At 64.9% G+C, this 17240-nt stretch carries 19 protein-coding genes; 17 read left to right on the top strand and 2 right to left on the bottom strand.

Annotation, left to right across the window (positions count from 1 at the left end; translation table 11 throughout):
- The first annotated feature begins 8 nt into the window (after nt 1-8).
- From DKK67_RS16970 to DKK67_RS16935, 8 genes are all read left to right on the top strand, one after another.
- The gene (locus DKK67_RS16970) at nt 9-2171 is read left to right on the top strand and encodes a chemotaxis protein CheA (RefSeq protein ID WP_111497706.1); all 2163 of its coding nucleotides are present in this window, start codon (nt 9-11) and stop codon (nt 2169-2171) included.
- Nucleotides 2172-2184: 13 nt separating this feature from the next.
- Entirely contained in the window at nt 2185-3300 is a 1116-nt protein-coding gene (locus DKK67_RS16965) for a protein-glutamate methylesterase/protein-glutamine glutaminase (protein WP_111497705.1), read from the top strand.
- The gene (locus DKK67_RS16960) at nt 3300-4040 is read left to right on the top strand and encodes a flagellar motor protein (protein WP_111497704.1); all 741 of its coding nucleotides are present in this window, start codon (nt 3300-3302) and stop codon (nt 4038-4040) included. Before DKK67_RS16965 ends, DKK67_RS16960 begins: the two co-directional genes overlap by 1 nt.
- 40 nt (nt 4041-4080) lie before the next feature.
- Nucleotides 4081-4863 (top strand): flagellar motor protein MotD, encoded by a 783-nt coding sequence (gene motD / locus DKK67_RS16955; protein ID WP_111497703.1) that lies wholly within the window; start codon nt 4081-4083, stop codon nt 4861-4863.
- Between the two features lie 283 nt (nt 4864-5146).
- Nucleotides 5147-5926 (top strand): ParA family protein, encoded by a 780-nt coding sequence (locus tag DKK67_RS16950; protein ID WP_111497702.1) that lies wholly within the window; start codon nt 5147-5149, stop codon nt 5924-5926.
- A 47-nt stretch (nt 5927-5973) separates the two neighbouring features.
- Complete coding sequence (locus DKK67_RS16945) at nt 5974-6903, top strand: chemotaxis protein CheW (RefSeq protein WP_111497701.1); 930 nt, start codon at nt 5974-5976, stop codon at nt 6901-6903.
- A 151-nt stretch (nt 6904-7054) separates the two neighbouring features.
- Nucleotides 7055-7543, top strand: coding sequence for a chemotaxis protein CheW (locus tag DKK67_RS16940; RefSeq protein WP_111497700.1), 489 nt, complete (start codon nt 7055-7057; stop codon nt 7541-7543).
- 60 nt (nt 7544-7603) lie between these two features.
- A complete protein-coding gene (locus tag DKK67_RS16935) occupies nt 7604-7993 on the top strand; it encodes a DUF2802 domain-containing protein (protein ID WP_111497699.1) in 390 nt (129 codons plus the stop codon).
- A 14-nt stretch (nt 7994-8007) separates the two neighbouring features.
- On the opposite strand, the gene DKK67_RS16930 is transcribed toward DKK67_RS16935, so the two are convergent.
- Complete coding sequence (locus tag DKK67_RS16930; protein ID WP_111497698.1) at nt 8008-8307, bottom strand: EscU/YscU/HrcU family type III secretion system export apparatus switch protein; 300 nt, start codon at nt 8305-8307, stop codon at nt 8008-8010.
- The gene (locus tag DKK67_RS16925; RefSeq protein WP_111497697.1) at nt 8304-9644 is read right to left on the bottom strand and encodes a flagellar hook-length control protein FliK; all 1341 of its coding nucleotides are present in this window, start codon (nt 9642-9644) and stop codon (nt 8304-8306) included. The genes DKK67_RS16930 and DKK67_RS16925 overlap by 4 nt, the downstream gene beginning before the upstream one ends.
- Nucleotides 9645-9965: 321 nt before the next feature.
- Here DKK67_RS16925 and ccmA point away from each other — a divergent pair, with 321 nt between their 5' ends.
- Genes ccmA through ccmI form a run of 9 tightly spaced genes read left to right on the top strand, consistent with a single transcriptional unit; the run spans nt 9966 to nt 17176 of the window.
- A complete protein-coding gene (gene ccmA, locus DKK67_RS16920; RefSeq protein ID WP_111497696.1) occupies nt 9966-10610 on the top strand; it encodes a cytochrome c biogenesis heme-transporting ATPase CcmA in 645 nt (214 codons plus the stop codon).
- Nucleotides 10611-10615: 5 nt separating this feature from the next.
- A complete protein-coding gene (gene ccmB / locus DKK67_RS16915; protein WP_111497695.1) occupies nt 10616-11335 on the top strand; it encodes a heme exporter protein CcmB in 720 nt (239 codons plus the stop codon).
- Nucleotides 11336-11350: 15 nt separating this feature from the next.
- Nucleotides 11351-12091: a heme ABC transporter permease CcmC gene (gene ccmC / locus DKK67_RS16910; protein WP_111497694.1), complete on the top strand. Its 741-nt coding sequence runs from the start codon at nt 11351-11353 to the stop codon at nt 12089-12091.
- Between the two features lie 11 nt (nt 12092-12102).
- On the top strand, nt 12103-12351 hold the full coding sequence (ccmD, locus tag DKK67_RS16905) for a heme exporter protein CcmD (RefSeq protein WP_111497693.1): 249 nt from the start codon (nt 12103-12105) through the stop codon (nt 12349-12351).
- Nucleotides 12351-12824, top strand: a complete 474-nt coding sequence (gene ccmE / locus DKK67_RS16900) for a cytochrome c maturation protein CcmE (protein WP_111497692.1) — start codon at nt 12351-12353, stop codon at nt 12822-12824. The genes ccmD and ccmE overlap by 1 nt, the downstream gene beginning before the upstream one ends.
- Nucleotides 12825-12842: 18 nt before the next feature.
- Complete coding sequence (locus tag DKK67_RS16895) at nt 12843-14846, top strand: heme lyase CcmF/NrfE family subunit (RefSeq protein WP_111497691.1); 2004 nt, start codon at nt 12843-12845, stop codon at nt 14844-14846.
- A complete protein-coding gene (locus tag DKK67_RS16890; protein WP_111497690.1) occupies nt 14843-15379 on the top strand; it encodes a DsbE family thiol:disulfide interchange protein in 537 nt (178 codons plus the stop codon). Before DKK67_RS16895 ends, DKK67_RS16890 begins: the two co-directional genes overlap by 4 nt.
- On the top strand, nt 15380-15880 hold the full coding sequence (locus tag DKK67_RS16885) for a cytochrome c-type biogenesis protein (RefSeq protein WP_111497689.1): 501 nt from the start codon (nt 15380-15382) through the stop codon (nt 15878-15880).
- A 45-nt stretch (nt 15881-15925) separates the two neighbouring features.
- On the top strand, nt 15926-17176 hold the full coding sequence (gene ccmI, locus DKK67_RS16880) for a c-type cytochrome biogenesis protein CcmI (protein WP_111497688.1): 1251 nt from the start codon (nt 15926-15928) through the stop codon (nt 17174-17176).
- The last annotated feature ends 64 nt before the right edge of the window (nt 17177-17240 follow it).

Raw genomic sequence — 17240 nt, 5'->3', positions numbered from 1 at the left:
GACATTGCATGGCGTTAGATGCTGACGAAGAGATTCTCCAGGATTTCCTGATCGAGGCTGGAGAAATTCTCGAAAAACTGTCGGAGCAGTTGGTCGACCTGGAGCAGCAGCCGGATAACAGCGACCTGCTGAATGCCATTTTCCGCGGTTTCCATACCGTCAAGGGCGGCGCCGGCTTCCTCCAGTTGGAGGCGCTCGTCAACTGCTGCCATTCCGCCGAGAATGTCTTCGACACCCTGCGCAACCACAAGCGCCAGGTGACGTCCGACCTGATGGACGTGGTGCTCGAAGCGCTGGATAACGTCAACGCCATGTTCGACCAGGTGCGCAACCGGGAAGAGCCAACGCCGGCCGACCCTGCGTTGATCGCAGCCCTCGACGCGCTGGCCGAGCCGGAAGGTGCGGCGCCCAAAGCCGCCGAACCGCCGGCGGAGGACCGTCAGCCAGCCCCGACTGAAAGCGATCCCGCCGGTGGCGCCGACCAGGGCGACATCACCGACGACGAGTTCGAACAGTTGCTCGACGCCCTGGAGGGTGAGAAGAGCGAGTCCGGCGACGCCGACCAGGACGACGAGATCTCCGACGACGAATTCGAGAATCTGCTGGACGAGCTGCACGGCAAGGGCAAGCACGGCGGCACGCCGGCGGATGCCGCCAAGAGCAACGAAAGCGCCGCGGCCGCCGACGACGAAATCTCCGACGACGAATTCGAAAATCTGCTCGACGAGCTGCACGGTAAGGGCCAGTTCAAGGGCGCCGCCGGTGCCAGCCCCGACACGCCGGCCGGCAAGGCGCCGGAGGCCGCTGCCGGCGGTGACGACAAGATCACCGACGACGAGTTTGAGAGCCTGCTGGACGAGCTCCACGGCAAGGGCAAGGGCCCGGCCACCGGCCCGGCGCAGAAGCCCGCCGCTGCCAGCACTCAGGGTGCAGGCGACAACAAGCCAGCGGCTGACGACAAGAAAGCACCGGCCTCGCCGGCGGTACCCCAGCGCGACGCCCAGCCGACGGCCGAGGCCTCGGTGCGGGTTGATACCAAACGCCTGGACGACATCATGAACATGGTGGGCGAGCTGGTGCTGGTGCGGAACCGCCTGCAACGCCTGGGCGACCAGAGCGAGAACACCGAAATGCACAAGGCCGTGTCCAACCTGGATGTGGTCACGGCGGATCTGCAGTCGGCGGTGATGGCCACCCGCATGCAGCCGATCAAGAAAGTCTTCGGTCGCTTCCCGCGGGTGGTGCGCGACCTGGCCCGGAGCCTCAAGAAGGAAATCGACCTCGTAATGCACGGCGAGGACACCGACCTGGACAAAAACCTGGTCGAGGCGCTGGCGGACCCGTTGGTGCACCTGGTGCGCAACTCCGTCGACCACGGCATTGAAGCGCCGGATGTGCGTGAGAATGCCGGCAAACCGCGCAAGGGCAAGGTGACCCTGTCCGCCGAGCAGGAAGGCGACCACATCCTGCTGGTGATCGAGGACGACGGCGCCGGCATGGATCCCGACAAGCTGCGCCAGAAAGCGGTGGAGAAGGGCATCTACGAACAGGAAGCCGCCGACCGTCTGACCAACAGCGAATGCTACAACCTGATCTTCGCACCGGGCTTTTCCACCAAGGACCAGATTTCCGACGTGTCCGGCCGCGGCGTCGGGATGGACGTGGTCAAGACCAAGATCAGCCAGCTCAACGGCACCATCGGTATCGAGTCGGAGCTGGGTAAGGGGTCGCGGATCATTATCAAGGTGCCGCTGACCCTGGCCATCATGCCCACGCTGATGATCATGCTGGGAGATCAGTCGTTCGCCTTGCCACTGGTCAACGTGGTGGAGATTTTCCATCTGGATCTGACCAAGAAAAACATCGTCGATGGCCGAGAATGCATCGTGGTGCGGGACAAGGTGTTCCCGCTCTATAAGATCAAGAACTGGCTGGTTCACGGCGCTGCCGGCGAACCCGAGCCGGAGAACGCACACGTGGTGATCGTGGCCATGGGCACCCGGCAGGTGGGCTTTGTGGTCGACCAGTTGATCGGCCAGGAAGAGGTGGTGATCAAGCCGCTCGGTCGCATGCTGCACGGCACACCCGGCATGGCCGGAGCCACCATCACCGGGGACGGTCGGATCGCCCTGATTATCGATGTGCCCAGCTTGCTGCAGCATTACGGATAACAGGGAGGCGCGCATGTCGGTATCCGTCCTGGTGGTCGACGATTCCGGATTCTTCCGGAAACGGCTGACCGAGATCCTCAACGCCTCCGGCAACATTCGCGTGGTGGGCACCGCCACCAACGGTCGCGAGGCCGTGGAACAGGCGGAGAAGCTGCGTCCTGACGTCATCACCATGGACTACGAGATGCCGATCATGGACGGCATCACCGCGGTCCGCGAAATCATGAAGCGCCGGCCGGTGCCGGTGCTGATGTTCTCGTCCCTGACCTACGAGGGCGCCCGGGTCACCCTGGACGCGCTGGAGGCCGGCGCGGTCGACTTCCTGCCCAAGAATTTCGAGGAGATCGCGCGGGACAACAGCGAGCTGCAGCGCATCCTGCGCGAACGCATCCTCGACGTGGCCCGCAGTCGCCCCGGCTCCCGGCCGGCGCCGGTGGCGCCGTCGGTGCCCGAATCCCGCTCCACGCCGGTTCGGCCCCAGGCCCGACCCTCGGCGCCGCGCCGCGATACCGAGTCGGAAACGGAAGCTCCGCGCCCGTCGCGCAAGGCCTCGCCACGCAGTTTCAGCGTGGTGGGCATCGGCACCTCCACGGGCGGCCCGATTGCGCTGCAGCGGGTGCTGACCGGCCTGCCGGCCCGGTTCCCGTCGCCGATCGTCCTGATCCAGCACATGCCCGCCAGTTTCACGCCCGCTTTCGCCGATCGCCTCAACAAGCTGTGTCAGATCGAGGTGCGCCAGGCGGAGGACGGCGACATGCTGCGCCCGGGGCTCGCGCTGCTGGCGCCGGGTGGCAAGCAGATGATGATCGAGAACAAGGGGCCGCATGGGCGGGTACGTATCCTCGAGAGCGATGCGCGCCTGACCTACAAGCCCTGTGTCGACGTGACCTTCGGCTCGCTGGCGCGCAGCTTTCCGGGCAAGACCCTGGGCATCATCCTTACCGGCATGGGTGCGGACGGTCGCGAGGGCTGCCGCATGATGAAGCAGTCCGGCAGTGTGATCTGGTCCCAGGATGAAAAATCGTCGGTGATCTATGGCATGCCCATGGCAGTGGCCAAGGCCGGCCTGAGTGACGAGGTCCTGGCGCTGGAAGATGTGGGAGCTCGCCTGGTCGAAGGGGTTCGCTGATGGATCTGCTGAGTCTGCTGGGCATTGTCCTGGCCTTTGCAGCCATCCTCGGCGGAAATCTCCTTGAAGGCGGCGCCCTAGGCTCGCTGTTCAACGCACCGGCCGGGCTGATCGTCATCGGCGGCACCCTGGCGGCCACCGTCCTGCAGACCTCCTGGCCGGTTATCAAACGCGCGATGGTGCAGGTTCGCTGGGTGTTTATCCCGCCCTATATCGGCCTGGAAGACGGCATCGACAAGGTCATCAACTGGAGCGTGCGCGCCCGCAAGCAGGGCCTGCTGGGCCTTGAGAACATGGCGGAGAAAGAACCGGAACGCTTTGCCCGCAAGGGGCTGCAACTGCTGGTCGACGGTGCTGAAACCGAAACCATCCGCAGCATCATGGAAGTGGAACTGGACGCCCGGGAACAGAGTGACATGGAGGCGGCGCGGGTGTTCGAGGCCATGGGCGGCTATGCACCGACCATCGGGATCATCGGCGCCGTGATGGGTCTGATCCAGGTGATGACCAACCTTGAGGATCCCAGCACCCTGGGCGCCGGTATCGCGACGGCGTTCGTCGCGACGATCTACGGTGTGGCCCTGGCCAACCTGCTGTTCTTCCCGGTGGCCAACAAGCTTCGTGGTATCGCGCGCCAGCGTTCGCGCTACGAAGACATGATGATTGACGGCATCATTGCGATTGCCGAAGGCGAGAACCCACGATCCATCGAGCTGCGCCTCAAGGGCTTCATTCAATAGACGGCCAGCAGGCCCGACAGGCAATAGAACGGACGGAGCGATGCGGCGTCGGCGAGCGACAGAGGACGACCAACACAACCGCGAACGCTGGCTGATCTCCTACGCGGATTTCATCACGCTGCTGTTCGGCTTCTTCGTGGTGATGTATTCGGTTTCGTCGGTCAACGAAGGCAAGTACAAGGTCCTCTCGGAAACCCTGACCGGCGTTTTCAACGCCCCGCAGCGCTCGGTGGAGCCGATCACCGTCGGCGACCGTATTTCCCGTCCCGAACCGCCGGCCCAGGACCAGGTGATTGCGCCGCCCGTGGCCACGGCCCCGGCCAACGACGCCGACGAGGAAGAGGGGCGCAGCCGCGAACTGAAAAGCATCGCCAACCAGTTGCAGGATCAGTTCCAGACGCTCATCAACCAGGGGCTGATCACCGTCGAGACCAGCGACGAGTGGATCGAGCTGAGCCTGCAGAACAGCCTGCTGTTCAGCTCCGGCGCCGCCGAACCCCATTACGACGCCTTCCCGGTCGTGGAATCCATCGCCGGCATCCTGCACGGGCATGACAATGCCATCCGGGTTGAGGGATTTACCGACAACCGTCCGATCAGTACCGACGCCTACCCCTCGAACTGGGAGCTTTCCGCCGCCCGGGCGGCAGCGGTTGTCCGCCTGCTGGCGGCAAACCAGGTGGATCCCCGGCGCATGGCCGCCATTGGTTACGGTCAGTTTCAGCCTGTCGCACGCAACGACACCCGTGAGGGACGCAGCCGCAACCGGCGGGTGGTGCTGCTGATCTCGCGGGATGCCAGCATCCGTGGCGCTGTGCGCTAGCGGATCGGCTCGCCGGCACCTGGATCCTCGCCTTTCACGGACTTCTGGCACGTTTCCTGAATTGTCTTCATGAGCCGCGCCGGGGCAGGCAAATCCTTGCCAGTCTCTGCAATTCCGGCTCAAGTTTTCCAGTCACCTGTCGATACAAAAATAAATGTCATGGCTCGGGCGAGTGCGCTCTAATCGGAACCCGCCGGCCGGGGTATGGCACCACTGCCGTAGTACGGCGTGAGCGTCGTATATGGCAAAACGTGGTATGGCACAACAAGGGGAGAGTTACCGCGTGCGAATCTGGGCAGTCGCCAACCAGAAAGGGGGCGTGGGCAAGACCACGACCGTCGTGACATTGGGTGGTTTGCTGGCGCAATCCGGCAAACGCGTTCTGGTGGCCGACCTTGATCCCCACGGATCCCTGACCAGTTGGTTCGGCTACGATCCGGACCGTCTGGCTCACAGCGCCTTCGATCTTTTCCAGCACCAGGGCAAGGTGCCCGAGGGGCTGCCGGCCCAGTTGCTGCAGGAAACCGGCTGCCCCGGGCTGTCGTTGATGCCGGCCAGCTCGGCATTGGCGACGCTTGAGCGCAAGATGGTGGGCGTAGAGGGCATGGGGCTGATCATCTCCCGCGCCCTGGCGCAGCTCTGGGACGATTTCGATTACGTGCTGCTCGACAACACGCCGTCGCTGGGCGTGCTCATGGTCAACGCCCTGGCGGCGTCCCAACGCCTGATCGTTCCGGTGCAGACTGAATTCCTGGCCATGAAGGGCCTGGAGCGGATGATCAACACGCTGATGATGATCATGCGTTCGCGCAATTCGCCGTTGCCTTATACCATTGTGCCAACGCTGTTCGATCGTCGGACCCAGGCATCGGTGCATAGCCTCAACGCGCTGCGCAAGCAATACCCGGAGGAGATCTGGCGCTTTGCCATCCCGGTCGACACTAAGTTCCGGGACGCCAGTGAGTCCGGCCAGGTGCCGTCGGCCTACTCGACGGACACCCATGGGGTGCGGGCGTATCGCCGTTTGCTGGACGACCTGCTGAGTGCCGGCCAGGAGTCCTGAATGGGTTTTTTGACACGCCGTCAGTTTGTTGACGCCGGAGTGGGTGCATGTTGAAAAAGAGACAGGAAGAAGCCTATGCGGACCCCACCGCGGCTCTGTCCCATTATCTGGACGATCTGCTGCATGTCGCCACCAGCACCGCCGAGGACGTTGAAGCCCCGGCTGAAACCTCGGTTGAAACCCAGGTTGAGACGGCCGTCGACACCCTGACCCGGGTGGACACCGCGGTGCGTGAGGTGACCCCGCCTCCGGTGGAATCGACGGCGGTTCAGGTGGCCGAGGAAAGCGCGGACAAAACAGCCGAAAAGCAGGCTGAACGGGAAGCCCGTCGGGCTCGTGTCCGCGCCCAGGTCGAGCGTATCAGGGCGCGTCGGGCCGAGGCGGAGCAACTCAAGCAGGCGGAAGCGGAACGTGTCGCCGAGCAGGTTGCCTACGAGGCCCGGGAGCAGGCTCGGCTCGAGGCTGAGCAGGCGCAGCCGGAAGTGCAGCCCGAACCGGCACCGGCGGGTCGCCCGGACTGGGCGGACAGCGCTTTTGAATGCCTGATCTTCAAGGTGGCCGGGCTGCAACTGGCGGTGCCGCTGGTGCTGCTCGGTGCCATCCACCGAATCGAGTCTGACCTGCACCAGATTCCGGGGCGTCCACGCTGGTTCATGGGGATGCTGCCATCCGGCGACCACAACCTGCGGGTGGTGGATACGGCGGAGTGGGTCATGAGCGGTCGCGTGCCAGAAGGTGCCCGCGACGGCTACAAGTTTGTGATACGCCTGGACCAGAGCGAATGGGGCCTGGCCTGCGATGAGGTGGCCCAGTCGTTCACCCTCAGGCCGGACGACGTGCGCTGGCGCTCCGAGCGCAGCCGTCGCCCCTGGTTGGCCGGCACGGTAGTGGATCACATGTGCGCACTGCTGGACGTGCAGGCGATGACCCAATTGCTGTCCCGGGCGGAACAGCAGCAACGGCTGGACCTGAGTTAACCCAGCCTGCAAAAGATTGAAAAAAGGCAGATGGTGCCGGCTGGCACGGTTTGTGCCCTGTTCTATAGTAAGGGGCCACCGTGCTGGAATTTTGACAGCGTTAGTGCGGTGCCCCTGAATGGGGGCGCCATCGGATCGAAGAGAGGACATTATGGCATCCCCAAGCGGACAGCAGATTCAGGGCTCCGAAGATCAGGTCCTGCAGTACGTGACCTTCAGGCTCGACGACGAGACTTACGGCATCGATGTAATGCAGATCCAGGAAGTGCTGCGTTACACCGAAATCGCGCCGGTACCGGGTGCGCCGGACTACGTGCTGGGCATCATCAACCTGCGCGGCAACGTGGTTACGGTGATCGACACCCGCCGCCGTTTTGGCCTGATGGATGCCGAGGTGACCGACGCCACGCGCATCGTGGTGATGGAATCCTCGCAGCAGGTGATGGGCATCCTGGTGGATTCGGTGGCCGAAGTCGTCTATCTGAAGTCCAGCGAGATCGAGACCGCACCCAACGTGGGGAACGAGGAAAGCGCCAAGTTCATCCAGGGGGTGTGTAACAAGAACGGCGAGCTCATCATCCTGGTTGAGTTCGACAAGATGCTGGCAGAGCACGAGTGGGCGGAGATCGCTGCGCTCTGATCCCCTCCTGAGGGGATACCGGCCTGAACAGGGCGCGGGCTGTCAGCTGGGAGCAAGGTAATGGCAGACTGGCAAGCTATCGCACCCTGGGCACTCACCGCCGGCACGTTCGTGCTGCTCTGTGTCCAGGCCATTTTTAACCGGCGTCGCATCCAGCATCTGGAGAACCGTTTCCGGGATCGGCTGGAGACCATGGGGCGCGAACTGCACGCCACCAGCAGCGGCAGCATGGGGGTGGGGCAGCGGGTGATTGCCTGCGAGCGCAACCTGCACGAGCTGCGTATGGCGGTCGATGAGATGCGCCAGAACGATCCGCTGCGCATTTCCTACGATGAAGCGTCTCGCCTGGTGGACCTCGGGGCCGACATCGACGACCTGATGAACACCTGCGGCATTTCCCGTCCGGAAGCGGAGCTGGTCTCCGCGCTGCGGCGCCGCCAGGTCGCCTGACCGGCGCGGGTCTATCAGTCGGCCGGCCTGGCGTCGTCCGGCGTCTTGCCGCGCAGGTGGAAGGCGAACGACAGGATTTCGGCGATCACCCGGTAGAGCGTCTCGGGGATTTCCTCATCCAGATCCAGGCGCGCGAGGATGCCCGCCAGTTCCGCGTTCTCGTACAGTGGTACGCCGTTCTCCCGGGCAATGCGGATGATTTCCCGGGCCAGCTCGTCGGTGCCGGTGGCGGCCACGGTCGGGGCCCGCTCGCCGTCGTATTTGAGGGCGACGGCGGCGTCCCGGTTGATGCCTGCGCCCCGTTCCTGCGTCATGCCTTTACGTCCACCAGTCGATGATCCAGTTGCGTGCGTGCGCCGCGCGGCTGACCCCGGCGGCACTCCATTTCCACCACGTCCAGCCCCAGGTCTCCCAGCCGTTGGCGGAACCAGGGCAGGTCTTCGTTGGCCTGCTTCAGCGTAGCGGCTTTCTCCGCCCAGATCAGGGCCGACACCTGCTGATTCTGTAACCCCAGCTCAAATGTCACCTGTCCGGCTTCGTCCAGGTCCATGGCCAGGGTCAATCGCCACTGGGCCACGCGGCGTCGCGGCCGGTCGCTGCCGTCCTCCTCGTCACCATGGCGTTCCAGCCGGAGCTGCGCGGTGCGTGGCTGATTGTTGGTATCGAGCCAGGGCAGCTCCAGCAGCCAGGTGGGCGTGGCCACCGGCGCGTCCACCGTCGTCCGTGTGGTCAGCGTCTGGCTATGCAGCTGGTTGACCGTGATCCGGTTGAGCATGCCCGCCAGCAGTCGCAGCATCTGGCCGGTGGACAGGTTGTCCTGGGCCGGCGGAGGTGTCAGCGGCGCCTGTTGGGCCTGGGGAAACTGCAGCGGCGCCTGCACCAGATCCGGGCTGGTGAGCGGGGTATAGCGGTTGAGGGCCTGCGGGTTGTCTCCCTGCTGGCCGAGCAGCGCGCTCACGATGCGGTTGAGTGCCAGTTTGAGATCCGCCGGCACACTGGCCGGCGACTGGGCAAGCTGGCGCTCGGCGAACAGGCCGCTGCTGCTGATCCACTCCTGGATGGCCCGCCCCGGGTTGTCGCCTTGCGCCGCGCCGGCCAGTCGGCCGGCCTGGGGAAGCTGGGCGGCCAGGGTGCGGACCGCCTCGCGAACGGGTTCGGGGATGCCCTGGCCCTGTGTCGATGGCGTGCCGGCCGCCGGCTGCGCCAGACGGGCCAACTGCGCCAGTCCCTGATCGAGCCGGTGCTGCCACGGCAGGTGTTGGGCCAGCTGTTGGGCGACCCGTGACTGGGGCGTGCCTTCCGACGACATCTGCGCCATCAGGCGCAGCTCATTGCCGGCCCGCATGATCCGGACCCAGTCGCCGGGCTGCATTCGGGTGTCGCTGTTGACCACCAGGGATTTGCCGCGCACGTCGAGCAACAGCTGCTCGGGGGCCGTAGCGGTTTTCTCGAGCACTCGCGAAACCCGGGCCATGACCTGTTGGTGCTGGCGCAGCTCTAGCTGGTCCAGGAGTTGCCGGGCGCTCTGGGCGGGATTCGGCGTGGCCCCGGTCGATGCGCCCGGTGTCGTGCCAGTGGTCTGGCCGGCCGGTTGCGAGCGACCGCTGTTGTCGGCTTGTGGGGGCGTCTGGCCGGGAACGGGGATCTTCATGGTTGGCCCGTAGGTCGCATTCAATTTCGTCCTTGGAAGCATTGCCTCCCGAACGGCATCACTCTATGCTGTCCAGATTACGCCATTTCAGTACCTTGTGTGTACTTATTGGCTGTTTCTGATTGATTTTGAAGCACCCATACATTGAACAGTGCGAGGCGACCGGCGGCGGCTGATCGACTTCAAAGCACGAAAAAAGAACGGTGGTCGCGCGGACGGTCGGCCTTTTCCGCCAGGGCGGTGTTCGAACGTGCATCCGTTGACGCATGAGGACACCGCACGCGGGCTGGCATCGATTCCTCACGCCGACCTGGGCTCCTGATGGCTTTACCTTTCCTGACAGCAACCGGCCTCGCCTGCGAGCGCGATGAACGCCTCCTGTTCAGCGGCCTCGACCTGGCGATCGCACCGGGCCAGATGGTGCGCATTGCCGGGCCCAACGGCGCCGGCAAAACCACCCTGTTGCGAATCCTGGCGGGGTTGCACGCCGGTTTCGACGGCGAGATCCACTGGTGCGGCGAGCCGCGGCACCGGGTTCGCGAGCACTTCCTGCGCAACCTGCTCTACATCGGACACCGCCCCGGCATCAAACCGCTGCTCACACCGCTGGAGAACCTGCGAGCCCAGACCGCCGCCGAACCGGACATCGGCGCCGAGCAACGTGAGCAGGCACTGGACGCGGTGGGTCTGTTCGCTTTCAGTCACGTGCCCTGTCACCATCTTTCCGCCGGGCAGCAGCGTCGGGTGGCGCTGGCGCGACTGTACCTGTCCAACGCTCCCCTGTGGATTCTGGACGAGGCCTTTACCGCGATCGATCGTGACGGCGTCGCTGCCCTTGAAAAACTGCTTGCCAGGCGCGCCGCCGCCGGTGGCGCTATCGTATTGACCACCCATCACGAGCCGGACCTGGCCGACATGCGCACCCTGGACCTGCGGGACTATGCCGGCGAAGAGGTGCTGTCGTGACAGCCATGCAGCGACTGCCCAGGCTGGCGCCGTCCCAGGCCGGCGTTCCCGTGCTGCCGGCCTGTCTGGCGTTGATCCGCCGCGACCTGCTGGCCAGCCTGCGCCAGCGGCAGGACCTGTTCAACCCGCTGCTTTTCTTCCTGATGGTGGTGTCGCTGTTTCCCCTGGGCGTGAGTCCCGAGCGCAGCTTCCTGCAGGAGGCCGGCGGCGGCATCCTCTGGGTGGCGGCGTTGCTGGCGACGCTGCTGTCGCTGGATCACCTGTTCCGGCATGACTTCGAGGAGGGCGTGCTGGAACAGATGCTGCTGCAGCCTCAGCCCCTCTACCTGCTGGTGCTGGCCAAGGTGTTCGCTCACTGGCTGGTCACCGGGCTGCCGTTGCTCCTGATGGCGCCGCTGCTGGGCCTGATGCTGCAACTGGACGGGAACTCGATCGGCGTGCTTTGTCTAACCCTGCTGGTCGGCACACCCGTGCTCAGTTTCGTCGGGGCCATCGGCGCGGCACTGACCCTGGGCCTGCGATCGGCCGGAATACTCCTGTCGCTGTTGATCATCCCCCTTTACATTCCCGTGCTGATCTTCGGAACCGGTGCCGTGATGGCGGCACGCGACGGGATGCCGGTGACCCCGCACCTGGCCTTGCTGGGCGCGATGCTGGTGCTGGCTCTGACCTGCGCGCCTTTCGCCACGGCGGCGGCGCTGCGAATCAGTGTTTCTAACGGTTGAGCGGAGGCGTCATCGATGTGGCAGTGGTTTCATAAGCTCGGGTCGCCCAAATGGTTTTACGGCATCGCCGGGCGCCTGATGCCGTGGTTCCTGGTGAGCGGGCTGGCGTTGATGGCCACCGGTATCGTGTGGGGGCTGGGGTTTGCACCGGCGGATTACCTGCAGGGCAACAGCTACCGCATCATTTTTATTCACGTGCCGACCGCCTTCCTGGCCCAGGCCGCCTACGTCATGATGGCGGTGGCCGCGCTGGTCACGCTGGTGTGGCGTATGAAACTGGCGGACGTGTTCGTCAGGGCGGTGGCGCCGGTGGGGGCCGTTATCACCTTCCTGGCGCTGTTTACCGGCGCTGTCTGGGGCAAGCCCACCTGGGGCACCTGGTGGATCTGGGACGCCCGCCTGACGTCCATGCTGATCCTGCTGTTCCTGTATTTCGGTGTGATCGCCCTGGGCAACGCCATCGCCGATGAGAAATCGTCTGCGCGGGCGGTCGCGGTGCTGGTGTTGGTGGGGGTGGTGAACATTCCCATCATCAAGTATTCGGTGGAATGGTGGAACACGCTGCACCAGCCGGCCACCCTGAAGCTGACCGAGAAACCCAGCATGCCGCCGGAAATGTGGGTGCCGCTGGTGTTGTCCATCCTGGGCCTGTACCTGCTGTTTGGCTGGCTGGCCTGCTACCGGATGAAAACCGAGATTCTGTTCCGCGAGCGCCGATCGCGCTGGGTACAGGCTCTGGTGCAGAGCGACGTGTGAGGTAGGAGACGATGGCGTTTGATTCCTGGCAGGCATTCTGGAGCATGGGCGGGCACGGCCCTTACGTGTGGACGTGCTATGGCGTGTTCCTGCTGGCTCTGGTGGTGCTGGTGTCGGCCTCGGTGGGCCAGCGGCGGCGGGTCATTCAGCGCCAGCGCTGGCAACAGCGTCTGGCCCGGCGTCAGGGGCCTGGCAAAGATCTGAGCCCTGCCGATAGAGAGAACGGTGTAAATCGTGGATCCGAGAAGAGTACTGCCTGATGCATCCTGTCCGTAAACGACGCCTGACCATTGTGGTGTTCCTGCTGGTTGGCCTGGGCGTGGCGGTGGGGCTGACCACCTACGCGTTCCGCCAGAACATCAACCTGTTCTACGACCCCAGCCAGATTGCCGCCGGCGAGGCGCCGGTCGATGTCAGTATCCGGGCCGGCGGTATGGTGGAGAAGGGCAGTGTGCAGCGGGACCTGGACAGTCTGCGGGTCCGTTTCCGGGTCACGGATTTCCAGTCCTCCGTGCCCATGGAGTACACCGGCATCCTGCCGGATCTGTTCGGCGAGGAGCAGGGCGTGGTGGCTACCGGCCGCATGCGCAACGATGGCGTGTTTGTCGCCGACGAGGTGCTGGCCAAGCACGACGAGAATTACATGCCCCCGGAAGTCGCCCGCTCCATGAAAGAGAAGGGGGGTGAACGGGTCACGGTGGAGTCCCCGGACACCGCCGATGGCGTTAACTGATCGCGATTGGAGAGGTTGATGGTTCCCGAGTTTGGACATTTCGCCCTGATTCTGGCGTTGATGCTCTCGCTGTTGCTGGCCGTGGTGCCGATTGTGGGTTCGCTCACCGGGCGCGCGTCCCTGCAGGCGTTTGCGCGTCCGTTGGCCAGCGGTCAGTTCGTCTTCGTGGCCATCGCCTTTGCGGCACTGACCTACGCCTTTGTCACCGACGATTTCTCCGTGGCCTACGTGGCCAACAACAGCAACAGCCTGCTGCCCTGGTACTTCAAGTTCAGTGCCGTGTGGGGCAGCCACGAGGGCTCGTTGCTGCTGTGGATCCTGATCCTTGCTGGCTGGACGGTCGCGGTCGCGGCCTTCAGCCGTCGCCTGCCCAGCGATCTGGTGGCCCAGGTGCTGTCGATCATGGGCATCGTCAGCGTCGCCTTCCTGCTGTTTATCCTGCTGACGTCGAATCCGTTCGAGCGCCTGTTGCCGAACGTGCCGGCGGACGGCGCCGATCTCAATCCGCTGCTGCAGGATTTTGGCCTGGTGGTGCACCCGCCCATGCTGTACATGGGCTACGTGGGCTTCTCGGTGGCTTTCGCCTTCTCCATCGCCGCGCTGATCAATGGCCGGATGGACGCCGCCTGGGCGCGCTGGTCAAGACCCTGGACCACCGTCGCCTGGTGCTTCCTGTCCATCGGCATCGCCCTGGGCAGTTGGTGGGCCTATTACGAACTGGGCTGGGGCGGCTGGTGGTTCTGGGATCCGGTGGAAAACGCCTCTTTGCTGCCGTGGCTGGCGGGCACCGCGCTGATGCACTCGCTGGCAGTGACGGAAAAACGCGGCGTGTTCAAGAGCTGGACCGTGTTGCTGGCCATTATTACGTTTGCGCTGAGTCTGCTGGGGGCTTTCCTGGTTCGCTCCGGTGTGCTCACGTCGGTCCACGCCTTTGCGTCGGACCCGGCGCGCGGCCAGTTCCTGATCGGTCTGCTGGCGGTGACCGTCATCGGTTCGCTGACCCTCTACGCGTTCCGCGCGCCCGTGGTGCACAGCCGGGTGCGCTACGGCTCCCTGTCGCGGGAGATCTTCCTGCTGCTCAACAACGTTCTGCTGATGGCGGCGATGCTGCTGGTGCTGGTCGGTACCCTGTATCCGCTGGTGCTGGACTACCTGGGCGCCGGGACCCTGTCGGTGGGCAAACCCTTCTTCGACCTGACCTTCAGTCCGGTGGCCATCGCCGTGGCCCTGTTGCTGGGCGCGGGAATCTTCTCCCGCTGGAAGAAAACCGACGGCGGGTGGCTGGGGCGTCAGTTGCTGTGGCCGGCGGCGGTGAGTCTGCTGCTGGCGGTGATCGTGCCGCTCTGGTTGGGTGGCCTGGAGCCCTGGGCTTTCGCCGGCTGCTTTGCCGCCGCCTGGGTGGCGGTGGCGACCCTGCGCGACCTGTGGAGCCGCGCGGCATCCCGCAAGGGGCGTCTGCACGGCCTGAGGCGACTGACCCGCAGCTACTACGGCATGGTGCTCGGGCATCTGGGCATGGCCATTATCCTGGCCGGCGCGACGGTGGTGACCAACTACGGCGTCGAGCGGGACGTGCGCATGGAGCCCGGCGACACCCTGACCATGGGGAGCCTGGTGTACCGCTTCGACAGCCTGTCCCATCACGAAGGTCCCAACTACAGCGCCGAGCGCGGGCGCTTCGAGATTACCCGCGACGGTGACCCGGTCGCGACGCTGTACCCGGAGAAGCGGATGTACAAGGTCCAGCGCAACGTCATGACCGAGGCCGGCATCGACGCCGGCCTGTTCCGTGACTTGTTCGTGGCCCTGGGCGAGCCGGTGGGCGAGCGGGCCTGGGCCGTGCGCGTCCAGTACAAGCCGCTGGTGCGCTGGGTCTGGCTGGGGGCGATTTTCATGGCCCTCGGCGGTGCCCTGGCCATAGCCGACCGGCGTTACCGGATTCCGGTCAAGCGGCCATCGAAAGCGCCGACGCCGGACGCCCACAAGCCCGTTACCGAGAATCCCGCGGAGAGTGCATCGTGAAGCGTCTGTTGCTGTTCATCCCGTTACTCCTGGCGGTGGCCCTCGGGGTGGTGCTGTTCTCCGGCATTGGCAAGGACAACAGCACCCTGGCGTCCGCTCTGATCGGCAAGCCGGTGCCGGCGTTTGACCTGGCATCCCTGCAGGATCCGGACACCCACTACCAGGGTGACGTGTTCCGTGAGGGGGTGGTCCTGCTCAATGTGTGGGGCACCTGGTGTCCGTCCTGCCGGGTGGAGCATCCGGAGCTGGTCCGGCTGGCCCGGGAGGAGGGCGTGACCATCCTCGGTCTGAACTACAAGGACAACCGGGACGCGGCCATCGACTGGCTGCAGAAACTCGGCAACCCTTACGAGCGGATCCTGTTCGATCCCCAGGGCAAGTTCGGCTTCGACCTGGGCGTCTATGGCGCGCCGGAAACCTACGTCATCGACGGCGACGGTATCGTGCGTTACCGCCATGTGGGCGTGGTGGACGACAAGGTCTGGCGCGAAGAGTTGAAGCCGTTGGTCGACCAGTATCGGAAGGAGGGTTGAGTGCGCGCGCTGTTGCTACTGAGTCTTATCGGCTGCCTGGTGGGCTTCTCGGCCGCCGTCCAGGCCGCCGATGACACCTACCCGCTGGATTCCGCCCAGGATCGCCAGCGTTTCGAAACCCTGACCCGCGAACTGCGTTGCCCCAAGTGCCAGAACCAGAGCATCGCCGATTCCAACGCGCCGATCGCTTCGGACATGCGCGCCGAGGTGCACCGGTTGGTGCAGGCCGGCGAGAGCAACGAGGCCATCATGGAGGCCATGACCGGCCGCTTCGGCGAATTTGTCCGCTATCGGCCCGAATTCGAACCGCGCACGGTGCTGCTCTGGCTGACACCGCTGATTGTGGTGCTGATCGGTCTGCTGGCGGTGTTCCTCGTGGTGCGCCGGTCACGTTCGGCAGGCCCTGGACGCGACTCGCCGATCAGCGAGCAGGAGCGGGCGCGTCTGGACGCCTGGCTGGACGAAGACAGTGACACCGACTCGCCGCGTCAGCCGCGTTAGCGATTCCGGCCTGATGGATACTCTTTACGACATGGTTCCAACCCTATGACAATGCCTTTCTGGCTGACCCTGGCGACCCTGATCGGGCTGGCCCTGGTGTTCGTGCTCTACCCTCTGTTTTTTCACCGACCGGATCGTGATGACGTCAACGATATCCGCCACCAGAACCTGATGGCCTACCGCTCCCGCCTGGCGGAGCTTGAAGCCGAAAGGGACGCCGGCGTGCTGGACGATGAGACCTATCGCCAGATGAAGGACGAACTGTCCGGCAGTGTCGTGGACGATGTGGGCCGTTCCGGTAGTCAGCGAGTGGGCCGCCTGGACGGCCGCAAGTCGGCGCTGGCGGTGACGCTGGTGGCCGTGATAGCGGTGCCGGCGGTGTCCCTGTGGCTGTACGACGACTGGGGCGGTATCGAACAGCTGGAGCAGTACCGGACCATGCGCGCCATGGAGCAGGTGGACCAGGCTGGCAGCCAGGAAATGGCCGCCCTGGCCGAGCAGTTGCGGGCCCGCCTGCTGGAACAGCCGGACAACCTGGAAGGCTGGGCCATGCTCGGGCGGACCTATATGAATCTGGAGCAGTATGACGACGCCGCCTGGGCCTATCAGCAGCTGGCCGGGCAGGTGGAGAGCGCCACCCGGCAGGCGGCCACCGCCTGGGGCCTGGTGGCCCAGGCGCGTTATTTCCAAAGCCAGGGGGCGATGAATGAATCGGTGACGGCTGCCATCGACAAGGCCCGCGAGCGTAACCCGGATGAAGTCAACGCCCTGGGTCTGCTGGGCATCAATGCGTTCGAGGCCCAGAACTATCGCCAGGCGATCGAGTATTGGGAGCGCATCATGGACGTGGCTCCGGATCACCCGCAGCTGCCGTCGATCCGCCAGGGTGTGGCGGAAGCCTACCGACGGCTGGGTGAGCCGGTGCCGGCCGGGGTGATGCCCGTGCAATTGAAAGTTCAGGTGTCGCTGGCCGAGTCCCTGCGTGATCAGGTGGCGCCGGATACGGCGCTGTTCGTGTTCGCCCAGAACGCGGACGGTCCCAAGGTGCCGCTGGCGGTGGCGCGTTTATCCGCCGCCCGGTTGCCGGTGACCCTGACCCTCGACGACAGCATGGCGATGATGCCGGGCAATACACTGTCTTCGGCCGCCGAAGTGACCGTTTCCGCCCGTCTGTCGCCGTCCGGCGAGGCGGTTCCCCAAAGCGGTGACTGGCAAGGCGCCAGCGAACAGGCGATCGTGCTGGACAGCTACGACGGGCAGACGGTGCCGGTGGTCATCGACCAGCGGATTCCGTAATCGGCCGGAATGGCATGCCCGAAGCGCGTGGGGCCAGTGTTTCGCACGTTACTTCTGGCGCCAC

Source organism: Marinobacter bohaiensis (assembly GCF_003258515.1).
GTDB classification, from domain to species: Bacteria; Pseudomonadota; Gammaproteobacteria; order Pseudomonadales; family Oleiphilaceae; genus Marinobacter_A; species Marinobacter_A bohaiensis.
The sequence above is the reverse complement of the archived record's forward strand: the minus strand, read 5'-3'. Positions and strand labels throughout refer to the sequence as shown.